General features: G+C 42.2%; 8 protein-coding genes. 2 read left to right on the forward strand and 6 right to left on the reverse strand.

Annotated features, from left to right (window positions below; all coding sequences use genetic code 11):
• Window positions 1-19 precede the first annotated feature (19 nt).
• The 6 genes from BFS30_RS03755 to BFS30_RS03780 form a co-directional block, all read right to left on the reverse strand.
• The gene (locus BFS30_RS03755; RefSeq protein WP_069378041.1) at window positions 20-1,195 is read right to left on the reverse strand and encodes a DUF4998 domain-containing protein; all 1,176 of its coding nucleotides are present in this window, start codon (window positions 1,193-1,195) and stop codon (window positions 20-22) included.
• Window positions 1,196-1,214: 19 nt separating this feature from the next.
• The gene (locus BFS30_RS03760; protein ID WP_069378042.1) at window positions 1,215-2,399 is read right to left on the reverse strand and encodes a DUF5000 domain-containing lipoprotein; all 1,185 of its coding nucleotides are present in this window, start codon (window positions 2,397-2,399) and stop codon (window positions 1,215-1,217) included.
• Window positions 2,400-2,433: 34 nt separating this feature from the next.
• A complete protein-coding gene (locus tag BFS30_RS03765; RefSeq protein ID WP_069378043.1) occupies window positions 2,434-4,329 on the reverse strand; it encodes a RagB/SusD family nutrient uptake outer membrane protein in 1,896 nt (631 codons plus the stop codon).
• 20 nt (window positions 4,330-4,349) lie between these two features.
• Window positions 4,350-7,541 carry a SusC/RagA family TonB-linked outer membrane protein gene (locus BFS30_RS03770; protein WP_083251946.1) on the reverse strand — a complete coding sequence of 1,064 codons (3,192 nt, stop codon included), beginning with the start codon at window positions 7,539-7,541 and terminating at the stop codon, window positions 4,350-4,352.
• Window positions 7,542-7,818: 277 nt separating this feature from the next.
• Entirely contained in the window at window positions 7,819-8,841 is a 1,023-nt protein-coding gene (locus BFS30_RS03775; RefSeq protein WP_069378044.1) for a GntR family transcriptional regulator, read from the reverse strand.
• Window positions 8,842-8,908: 67 nt separating this feature from the next.
• The gene (locus tag BFS30_RS03780) at window positions 8,909-10,207 is read right to left on the reverse strand and encodes a DEAD/DEAH box helicase (RefSeq protein WP_069378045.1); all 1,299 of its coding nucleotides are present in this window, start codon (window positions 10,205-10,207) and stop codon (window positions 8,909-8,911) included.
• Between the two features lie 102 nt (window positions 10,208-10,309).
• Here BFS30_RS03780 and BFS30_RS03785 point away from each other — a divergent pair, with 102 nt between their 5' ends.
• Window positions 10,310-11,020, forward strand: a complete 711-nt coding sequence (locus tag BFS30_RS03785) for a YqjF family protein (protein ID WP_208603029.1) — start codon at window positions 10,310-10,312, stop codon at window positions 11,018-11,020.
• An 11-nt stretch (window positions 11,021-11,031) separates the two neighbouring features.
• Entirely contained in the window at window positions 11,032-11,574 is a 543-nt protein-coding gene (locus tag BFS30_RS03790) for a YfiT family bacillithiol transferase (RefSeq protein ID WP_069378047.1), read from the forward strand.
• The last annotated feature ends 1 nt before the right edge of the window (window position 11,575 follow it).

An 11,575-nucleotide genomic window follows, 5' to 3' on the forward strand; every position in this document is an offset into this window, starting at 1 on the left:
AGGGGATCAGGCAATATAATTATAAGGCATACAACCTTAAACTTCTGATTTTCATATAATGATCTGTATTAAATGAGACCACCATTCCCAAAGAAACTACCGTTGTTTGTTTTAACTCAAATTCAAATCTGTTATTTTTAACTGCAGTACTGCCCAGGGCTGTTCCCAACTGGTCTACATCTGGAATTCCGGTTCCCGGTGCAGCTACGATATACGCAGGCGGATCACCATCGTAATTATTGTCAGATAGTTCGCTTGTGAATGAATATCTACCAGCAGGCAAGGTGATGGTCTGATAGATTTTTCCATTTATAATGGCACTCGAACCCCATCCTGCCTCAATATTTATGATGCCATCGTTGTCGCTGGCATATCCTCCCATACCATTGTGGTTCTTCATGGCAGTATTGGTTACCCAGTCTGCAAGATCTCCCCACCTGTTATTATCGTAAGCCGATCTCTGGAAAGGTACCATGTTATTTTTCAGATAAATTGCACTGATCTCTCCTTTCAAAGAAATGGTCTCGTAGTTCGAGAAAAACCGGTCTATACTCAATGGATCTGGTTTATTAATGATCCGGTACTCTATCGGATTACCTTTAAATTTAGGCAAAGTCACCACCTGATCTTTCAGCTGAGCAACAATCAGGGTATCATGAGTAGTATTGTCGGTATGTCGGTAACGGATCTGCATGCCAACGGTTCCGCCTTCAGCAGTAATATCCTGGAATTTAAGTTTCGCTTCTCCCTGGGTATTAAATTCTGTACTCAGGATTGCCCGGTTATTTAATGCCGAACGGTAACGTTCCCCATATACATTCCCAACCACATTCATAGGCACTGAAATGTGTCCCTCTGAGTCATACGTGCGTACCTCGAAACTCATCGGACCTTCCTCCAGATTGCTGATAATGTAATTCACACTATCCACTCCTCCGGTACGGTTAACCGGTACGTCAACAGAATCCTGTTTACTGTTCCAGAATACCCGGAACCTGACTACCTTCGGATCCGCATTTAAGGCCCCGGAGACTTTAATCCGGCCGTTCCCGGACAGTATTCTTAAAGAATCAATTTTAGCAGGATAAACCACTTCACCATGCTCCGTATATTTTTTATAATCATCTTTTTTCTGGCAGGCTGTGATCATTAAAGCAAGCCCCAGTATACCGATGGTTTTATTTATCTTTTTCATATTTCTAAGCTAAAATCAATTAATACACCCCCCAGATTGATACCTGAGCAATTTCCATAAAATAGCTGCTTCGCCAGTTCTTGAGATTTCTTATCCTTAAGTACTTGTATTTAACCGCATCTTCAGGAAAATCAAATGACCAGCCTGCTTTACCATAAGCTTCATCTGCCCCGGTATCGGTACCCAACGGTGATCCGGAAGGTTTCATGACATTACAGGTCATCAGCCTGGTCCAGCTGGCCCAGCTTCCATCCTGATTAGGATTATTAGAACCCCAGACCTCAAAATCTCTAAGGTTTCCTTTGTCATAATAACCGGCTTCCCTTCTCGGATAGATCACAATCCTGCTCAATTTTGCTTCTTTACCTATGCTAAAACTAACGGTTTGCGGACTACCGGCGCTTTCCTGAGTATACACACAAGGCCATGACCCCAGGTTTGTTCTTTTATCCCACATCATGTTCAAAGTAGTATTGTACATGTATTCAGCATCTCCCGGCAGCCTGACTTCCTCAAACAGATCCTTGTTCAACAAGTTCTCTTCTAAGGGTGTCAGGTTCATCACCAGAGTATCAGAACGGTTCAACCACCTGTCCCGCACATAAAAAGCAAATTTACCAGGCTTTGGTTTCAGCCCTCTTATGCTTGCGCTGATCACAGAATCCTGTGTATAAACATTTTCCAGGTTAGCCCAGTCTCCGTTCCCCAGGGAATCCAATAAGGGAACAATGGCTACAGTTGCCTTGAATTTGTTGATGGTATTTACCCTGACTCCGCCAAAAGTAGCGCTGGCTTTTAGCGCATTAAAAATCAGCCTGAAAGGAGCAATCAGAGGAGTAACAGTCACAGAAACCGGTTCAGAGGCTTTTTCACTTTTGTTAACTGCATATAATTTGATCTCATGCGGATTGGTATCCGAAAACCCGTCTACAATCAGGTTATTGGTATAGCCGGAAGCCAGGATCTCCCTCTGCTGCCCGTTAGCGATACCGTATACTGCTTTAACATAGAGCAGGTCTTTATTATTTGGTAAGGTATAGCTGATTTTCGCCTGGCCATTCTGATTTTCTACACGCACATTGCTGACCTGCCCCGGGGCCGATTGATTGTCTTCCAAAATCCCGTTGATCTCTGCCTTGTTACAGGAAAACAGCACAAACAGCGTACACAAAACAGGGAATGCGATATATTTATTTCTTTTCATATTAAAATCTATTTGATGTTTGTCCTACATTTAATTACCATCCCGGGTTTTGAACAAGGTTCGGGTTGACCAATAAATTGTTCTCTCTGATAGGCCATAAATAGTCTCTTGGTGCGATAAAACGCTGCGTATAAATATTGGTTAGCCTGTAAAATAATTCGGGGTGATCTTTATCCTGATCCCTGTCCCAGCCCGTTATATTTTTATTCAGTTCCTGTGCGGCCAGTTTCCAGCGGCGAAGGTCCCAGAATCGGCTGCCTTCAAACGACATCTCGATATTCCGTTCCCTGCGGATAATTGCCTGTAAGCCCTGTTGAGTTGAAGGTTTATTTGGATTAACAGCATATTTGCTCCATGAATCAACCACACCTTCTAATCCGGCACGCTCCCTGATCTTGTCCAGGTAGAGATACACTTCTGGGGAAGGTCCCTCTGCTTCATTTAAGGCTTCCGCATACATTAAATAAAGGTCCGCTAACCTGATCATTGGAAAAGGATATTCTTCTATATGGTTGCTGTTTCCTTCTTTAAAAGCAAACTTCCAGTTTACTAATTTTTTAGGATAGTAGGTGGTCACCGTGATCGATAAACCGCTGCCATACTGCCCCAGTTTAAGCTGGGCGGAAAAAGCGTTGTCATCCCCCCTGTTACTTTCCATAAACCACTTCCCGCCATCAAAGCCCAGGTCTGCATAAAATCGCGGCTCTCTGTCGAAATTGATCCTTGCAGTCTGATAATTTTCAACGATATAATAGCGTTCGCTGTTTGTTCCAGTCCGTAATTGTGCTTTGTTAGAGAAATCCAGTGTTTTATCTTCCTCAATCGGAACACCGTTTTTAGTATAAAACTGCTCCACAATTTTCATGGGCGGGCCTAAGGTTCCATGTACACTGTTGTTGCCGGAAAAAGCCGGATCAATATGGGCCATAGAAGAGTATTGCAGCTGCCAGGTCCTTGAATTGGGGTTGCCCCAGATGATCTCAGAATTCCATTTTTCGGTAACTGCATTTCTGATGCTCATTTCCCTCATCGTTGTAGCCGAAAGTGGAAAGGTCGCTCCTGGAAAGGTATACAGCTTAATCCCTGCTGATTCAGCGGCGGCAATAGCCTCTTTGGCCGCATTAGCTGCCCTTTTCCACTTTGCCGGACTAACCGTCTGATTAAACAACTGCTGACCATCCGGATTTTTAAAACCAGTATAATCCCGGTTTCCGTTAAACAGTGGGCTTGCTGCATATAACAATACCTTGGCTTTAATACTTAAGGCAATTGGCTTGGTAATGTGGCCGAGGTCTGTAGCCGGGATCATTACATTATTGGGTAATTTTGCTGCGGCCTTATCCAGTAAGTTCACGATATAGTTCACCACAGAATCCACAGGCTGGCGTTTAACTTTGGTTTGCTCAATCGGCGCATTTACCGGAAGGTTAACATCGATAACAGGCACTGGCCCGTAATGTCTGAAAAGCAGGAAATGATAATAAGCTTTTAGAAACTCTACTTCCCCGAGCCAGCGATTGCGTTCATCCATATTCATGTCCCGTACTTTGTTCAGGTCACTCACATTTTCCAGGAAAATATTGCAGTCACGGATCGCATTGAACATGCCGCCATCCCAATAATTTACCAGGGGATTTACTACACTCTGGTTTCCTCTGGCCATAGCCCAGTTGGTGGCATTGATACTTCTTGAAGGAAAGTCCAGCCAGAATTCATCTCCGCCCATATAGGCAATATTTTGTGTGGGCTCCCCATCATTTGGTAGGTAGGAATAACAGGTAGCCAGGTATTTAATGGCTTCATTACGCATAGTGAAAGCATTATCTAACGTAGGGGTATTATCCGGAACGACGTCAAGAAAGCTTTTTTTACAGGCATTCAGGCTAAATAGAAGCACTAAAACCGGTATAATAAATATTTTTGTTTTCATGATGATTCTTTATCAGTTAATTAAAATCCAAGATTCAGACCGATATTGTATACTGCCTGAACAGGGTATCCAAGTCCTTTTGATCCCATTTCCGGGTCCCATAATTTAAAGGGACTGAATACGGCCAGGTTGCTGCCATTTAAGTAAAATCTTAAACTGGATAATTTATAGCGGTTAAGTGCTTTTTTGGGTAAGTTGTATCCAATTTCAACAGATTTTAACCGCAGGAAGCTGCCATCACGTTGCCACCAGGTAGAAAACTGGTTATTGTTATTGTTGAACCCGTCAGTAAGTCTTGGCCATAAAGCATGTAAATTCCGGTTGTCTTCTGACCAATGGTCGTCGGCAATCGCTTTAAGTAATCCATTTTGGTAAGAACCATTCAGTGCAAAAGGGGTAATGTTTCCCGGGTCGATAAAGAAAGAAGAGCGGGCAGATCCCTGAAAGAAGGTACTTACGTCAAACCCTTTATATCCTAAGGAAAATCCAAAACCATAGATAATTTCGGGGTCTGTTGATAAACCAATCGGCACTTTATCCTTATCAGTAATCTGACCATCTCCGTTGATGTCCCGGTATTTGATGTCTCCACCCATAGTAGGGATCAATCCACCAAAATTCTGTGTTGGTGAGTTTCTGGCCTCAATATCGTCTACAAACAGACGTTCCGCAATCAAACCGTATTTTTGTTCAAAAGGATAGCCTAACTTGGACAGATGTTTTAAGCCTTCAGGATAGTCTGGTTCCTCATTAACCATGACCTCATTTTTGGCATAAGTAAAATTACCCCTGGCCTGTATCCACCAATTAGAACCAAAGGTTTTATTGTAGTCCAATGCCAGGTCAAAGCCTTCGTTTTTGGCTTTACCTACATTGGCCTGCACCTCGGTATTAAAGCCCATTGTACTGGGGATATTGGACCTGCCCATTAAAATATTGCTGCGGATTGATTTGTAATAATCAAAGATCATCGATAGCCCGTTTTTGAAATTCAGGTCAAACCCAAGATCTGTAGTAGTGGCCTTTTCCCAGGTAATTTCATAATTTTCGTACCTGCTGATGTAATAACCAGGTCGGTAATAGTCCCATTTATCACCCCAGGTATATCCCCTGCCACCACTGTTCGGATCAACATTCGAAAGGTAAAAAAACCGGTCCTGAGACCTTCCGATCTGGTCATTTCCAACCAAACCGTAAGTACCTCTAAGTTTAAGTCTGGTGATGACGGATTTAAGTGGTTCAAAAAATTTCTCTTCAGAAACGTTCCATCCTACACCTGCCGAAGGGAAGAAACCAAAGCGGTGATTGGCAGCAAAACGCTCTGAACCATTGTACCCGAAGTTACCTTCGAAAAGGTAGCGGTTATCATAAGCATAGGTCAGCCTTCCGGAAACGCCCAGATTTCTTGAGGGTAATGAGGCTTGTAAATCCCCACCGTTGGCTGTAAGGTAATTTCTAAGGATACCGATCAGCATCCCTGTCACCGCATGTTTTTCCTGGAATGTTCTGCTGTAGTTAACCGCAAGCTCTCCATAGGTGGTGGTATTCTGGTTTCTGTTTCCTGCATTGTAACTTAAAAATTCAGTTCCTCCTTCCGGATTTAAAGAAGAAAGAATGCGCTCGGTGCTTCCGGGAATAACAGTCAGATTATAAAAAAATGGATTAAAACTACGGGCTACATCAAAGTACGAATAACGCTGGGTATAAGCCATTAACCTGGTCGACAGTCCCTCGGTAATTGCCTTCAGGTCCTGTTTTAGTTCCAGCTGGACATTTACTGTTGAGGTATTGTATTGCTGATAACCCGAAACCATCCTTGCATACGGATTGATGTACATGTTTTGGGAATCGCCTATAAAAGCATTTCCAAACAGAGGGTGTTTTGAAAAAGGCGAATATTCTGCCGGATATATGGCAGGGAACATCACCGGATTGGACCACAATGCCGTTTGAAATACCGCCGCACCTCCATTGATCAGGTTCCCCCATTCATCGCGGCCACCAACGGGACCTGTATAATCATCAAACTGTGCAGAAGTCCGCACGATAGCCTCTGTAGTTGGTGTAAGCTTTAAATTCACGTTAGAGCGCACCGCATAATTCTTAATCTTAATGTTGTTATTGATGTTATTCGTCTTATCGGTTCTTAGAATGCCATTATCTACATTATAGGTTCCGGCAACATAATAGCGGGCCGTATTTCCTCCCCCGCTAACATTCATATTGAAGCGCTGGTTATTGGTATAATCTTTAATCAACTGCTCTATCCAATTGTTGTTGGGGTAGAGTAAGGGATTATCTCCAGCTGCTGTATGGTCAATTTTATTAGGAAGATAAGGGAGGCTTTTTTTAGGATCTCTTGTTAAAACCGCTTCATTTGCCAGGTTCATATAAGTGATGTTGTCTGCAAATTTGAAATTTCTGGTGTTGGACGACAATGAGTTTTCAAACCTGACATTAAATTTAGCCGCACCGATGTCACCTTGTTTGGTGGTCACCAATACCACACCATTTGCTCCTCTTGCGCCATATAACGAAGAGGCTGCTGCATCTTTAAGTACCGAAAAACCGGCAATGTCATCTGGCTGCAGTCTGGCAAGATCAGTTCCTGTCGATTCCATTCCATCAATAAGGATCAGAGGATCTTTTTTACCGGCGCCGAAACTACCTACCCCTCTGATAAAGAAAGAAGCATTGTCCATACCCGGCTCGCCACTTCGCTGATAAGCTACCATCCCGGCAATACGCCCTGCAAGCATGGTGGTCAGATTTGAGGTAGGGCCCTTTAGTTCCTTTGGATCTACGGTGGTAATTGAAGCCACCATACTGCTTTTCTTCTGTGTACCATAAGCTACAATCGCCACCTCTTCCAGACGGTCTTGAGCAGATACCATCCTTACGGTTACGGGTTTGCCTTTCTGAACATACATTTCCCGGGGCTTGTAACTCACGTAAGAGAAAACAAGTGTGGCTCCCTCTCCTGAAACATCCAGGATAAACCTTCCGGTATTGTCCGTCTGGGTTCCCTGCTTCGTGCCCTTTATGATCACAGATGCATTTGGAATCGGCGCTTTATCGGCGCTGTCAATGACCACACCAGTGAGCCGTTGCCCGGCAGTCTGAGCCTTAAGCGAAGTTACACTACCAATGCAAACCAGCAGCAATAGCCAACAGCTGTACATCGAAAAAAATCTGGTAAAATTATATTTCATATTGATTTAATTTGGTTCGGAGAATAGAATGTGCCAGGAAAGTAGAGGCGGTTAGGTCCCATAGCTGCGGAATGCTTTCATCATTTATATCTGGTTGGTTTGCTGGTTTAGAAAGAATAGCTTATCTACACTACACTATACTACACTAGTGCCAAGATTGTAATAATATTTTACAATCCAAAATTTATTTTTGAGAAGAGTTTTGGAGAAGGGGATTAATATCTGCTGGGAGCGGATCTTGATAAATAGATGAAAACCAATATCATACAAACTAATTCTATAAAGAATTTCGCCTGATCAATTCGTTTTTCATGATGTGTTTTATAGGTTTTCTAAATAGGACAAACTCTGCAGCCATTTCGCCCATTTTCGCAAAGTCAATAGAGAATGTGGTAATCCCATCAAAGATTATTTCTTTAATATTATCATCATTATGAGATAGTATCCCAATATCTTTTCCGGCTTTTAACCCTTTAATTTTGGAATCTTTAAGGATCTCCCATAATTCTAAGTTATGAATGGTGAAGTATACCTTATCGGATGTTATACTACCAGGTTCATATTTGCTTTTTATGATGCCATTAATCTGATAATCTTTGACAAAACGCTGAAACGAGTCCAGGATATCATTGGGCTCTGCTGATTGCTGCTTAAAAAAGAAAACAAACTGATCAAATTCTTTAATGCGGTCGGCAAGCTCCACAAATGCCCTGTAGGAGGATTTCTTAAATTCCTGTACAATATAGGAATGCTCTTCGCTCAGCTCGATCTGTCTGTCTACAATCAACAGCTTATTTATTGGAAACTGGCCAACCAATGGAATAGATTCGGGAACATCAATCGGAGCAATGACATACATGCCGTATTTCCCTTTGATATTATTGATCGTATTCTCAAATACCGCAAAATTATTATGATGAAAGAAAAGGTCCAGCTGAATATTTTCGCCTAATTTATTTCTGAAGCTCTGATAAAACGTCTCCTGAAAAGTATCAAAGGCATACAATAACAAACATACCCTCAGGTGCTGCCCGGTGTCCTCGGTGGCAACAAAATATCCCTTTCTATGCTTAGATTCGATGATACCCCTGCTTACGAGCTCCTTATAAGCTTTTGCAATGGTTTCACCTGCAAAGCCAACTTCCTTAATCATCTTGTTTACAGAAGGTAAAGCATCTCCCCTGACCAATATCTTTTGATCCAGGGCGTTAATAATTCCCTGAACCAATTGCTCATGTTTAGAAAATGTGGAGACATTTTCTAAGGCTTTAATTTCTATAATTAATTGTTGTAGCTTCATGCAGAAATGGTGAAGATATAAAAGTTTTTAGATTTTCTGCAATATGGCAATATCAGGTATCCTCCTGCTAGCTATGCTTTTTCTTCATGGTCATTTTAGCTTTCTGGCCAATGCCGTAATTGTAATCTTTGCTGTTGCTTTCTTTCTTCTCATGGTAAGCACCTCCACCCTGAGGACCATCATTCTTCTCCTTAACAATCCTGCTTTTATCAATACCAGTAGATTTAGTTACCTTATCAATCACGAGGTCTTCCGGCAATTCCATCACCGTTAATTTCTTACCGATAGACTGCTCGATCTTTTTCACTTCCACCAATTCCATATCAGTAGAGAAAGTGATCGCCACCACCTCTTCATCGTTGCTTTTCACAATTCTACTTAAGAAAGTTTCTTTTTTCTCCGGAACTTCAAAATGAAACAGGAAAGGAATTCCTGATAAATCCAAAGAGGAAGAACCCTCGTTTGCAACAATTAATACCCTGGCCTCTGGGGTTTCCTTGAAATCTTCGATATGGTCAAAACCATCCTCATCAAAGAATAAAGGATTTAAAACTGAGACAACCCCAGGTTTCGCCGAATGTAAACTTTTGCCCAGCTTTTGAGCAGTAAGACGGGTATTTACAAATACCACGACTTTATCAAATACTTCATCATCTCTCAACAACAGATTCAGAAGGTTTATTTTTGTCTTAAAGTTTGGAACCGGATATAACAGCAACTCGTGTGTATTTGCTTTACTTTCACCCAGGTCTTCCACTTCTAATGTAGTTGGAAAATTCAGGAACTGATCAATCATGTTGTTCAGCTTTTCATGAACCACTGTGGTAAAAATCAGGTGCTGACATTTACCCGCACTTCTTGCCAGCTCACATACCGGAAGCTGCATTCCCTGCTTAACGATCACTTCTGCATCATCTACAATAAACATCTGCAGTTTGCTCATGTTTAAGCCAAGTTTCAGATAAATAGCACGTGCTCTGGTTGGTAAACCGACTACGATATCCACGCCATCTACCAGGTCCAGTACATCCTGTTCAGTCCCACCCGTTCCATATAAACCGATGATGCGCAGGTTTCTGTTTTTATTTAATTTCTCAAATTCGGCAATTACTTCCAGCGCTTTTTCCTTACTTGGAACCAGAATTAAAACTTTTGGTGCCTCATCGGTGCTGTATTTCAGGCGCATTAAAACCCCAAGCACATAGTTCGTTGTCTTACCTGCTCCATCAGGACCAACAGCGATGATATCCTGTCCGCCAAGAATTCTTGACATTGTTTTTGCCTGAATCTCTGTTGCAGATATATATCCGGCATCAGTCATTGCTGTTACCAGTTGCTTGCTTAGTTTTAATTTCTCTAATGACACAGTTTCCTTATTAGTATATAATTCTGCAAATTTACGTAATATTTAATTGAGGTCTGTAGGCTTTTCAAATTGTCTTACTAAATGCATGCTAAAGCCAACCAAATGCTAGAAGAAACCAGGCACCGACCCTGGAAATTACCGGAAGGAAAATGGCAGTATGATCAGGAATGGAATGAAGTTCTGTTTTTTCATTGGAAAGTTCCCGCTCAGCTCCTGAAACCTTTAATTCCATCAGGTCTTGAATTGGATCATTTTGAAGGAGAAGCCTGGGTATCCCTGGTCCCTTTCAGCATGCAGAAAATCTGCCCTTCAGGGCTGCCGCCTCTTTCATTCCTCTCTGATTTTCATGAAATTAACTGGAGAACCTATGTTATTGCAGACCATAAGCCCGGAGTATATTTTCTGAATATAGAAGCACAAAAACAACTGTCAGTATGGATCGCAAAACTGTTGTCCGGACTTCCTTATGAAAAAGCATCCATCAGCCGCGGCAGCAACACTTATCATTCCATCAATAAACGCAAAGGATTTAACCTGGATATTGAATTTGAAGTAAAAGCTCCTATCGTATTAAAGAGCAAACTGGATCAATGGCTAACAGAAAGGTATGCCCTCTATCTTGAACAGGGTAAAAGACTGTTCCGTTACGAAATCCATCATCTGGAGTGGCAGATTGCGCATATGGAACTAAAAAAATCAACTATAAAATATCAGATTAATAACCTTAATTTGAGTAACCGGCCACCAGACCTGCTCCATTATTCCCCGGGAGTAAAAGTACTGGCCTGGGCAAGAAAAGAAATCAAACGATAAAATACCCCCTAATGTCAGCAGAACTTAAAAAACTTAAATTCCCGATCGGGCAACATGAAAAACCAGAGGTCATTACCCCGGCGTTGATGCTGGAGTACATCTCTAAGATCAGTGCTTTCCCGGCAAAACTTAAAAAAGAGGTCATTCACCTTACCGATGAGCAACTGGATACTCCTTACAGGCCCGGAGGCTGGACCATCAGGCAAGTGGTTCATCATTGCGCCGACAGCCATATGAACGCACTGACCCGCTTTAAACTTGCCTTAACTGAAGACAATCCAACGATCAAACCATACCATGAGGAACTCTGGGCAGAACTTGTCGACAGCAAAAACCTGGACATCAATCCAAGCCTGACCTTACTGGAAGGATTACACCAGCGCTGGGCAACATTACTGAATAACCTGTCTGCCTCAGATCTGGAACGCAGTTTCATACATCCTGCACATGGGAACAAAGTATTTTTAAACGAAAACACAAGCATATATGCCTGGCATGGTGAACATCACCTGGCACACATCACTGAATTAAAAAAGACAAAAAACTGGAACTAAC

It is taken from the genome of Pedobacter steynii, from assembly GCF_001721645.1.
GTDB lineage: Bacteria > Bacteroidota > Bacteroidia > Sphingobacteriales > Sphingobacteriaceae > Pedobacter > Pedobacter steynii_A.

Coding starts and splice junctions, on each gene's coding strand:
- BFS30_RS03765 (WP_069378043.1), bottom strand. CDS start 4,329: ATGAAAACAAAAATATTTATTATACCGGTTTTAGTGCTTCTATTTAGC.
- BFS30_RS03775 (WP_069378044.1), bottom strand. CDS start 8,841: ATGAAGCTACAACAATTAATTATAGAAATTAAAGCCTTAGAAAATGTC.
- BFS30_RS03760 (WP_069378042.1), bottom strand. CDS start 2,399: ATGAAAAGAAATAAATATATCGCATTCCCTGTTTTGTGTACGCTGTTT.
- BFS30_RS03770 (WP_083251946.1), bottom strand. CDS start 7,541: ATGAAATATAATTTTACCAGATTTTTTTCGATGTACAGCTGTTGGCTA.
- BFS30_RS03755 (WP_069378041.1), bottom strand. CDS start 1,195: ATGAAAAAGATAAATAAAACCATCGGTATACTGGGGCTTGCTTTAATG.
- BFS30_RS03790 (WP_069378047.1), top strand. CDS start 11,032: ATGTCAGCAGAACTTAAAAAACTTAAATTCCCGATCGGGCAACATGAA.
- BFS30_RS03785 (WP_208603029.1), top strand. CDS start 10,310: ATGCTAGAAGAAACCAGGCACCGACCCTGGAAATTACCGGAAGGAAAA.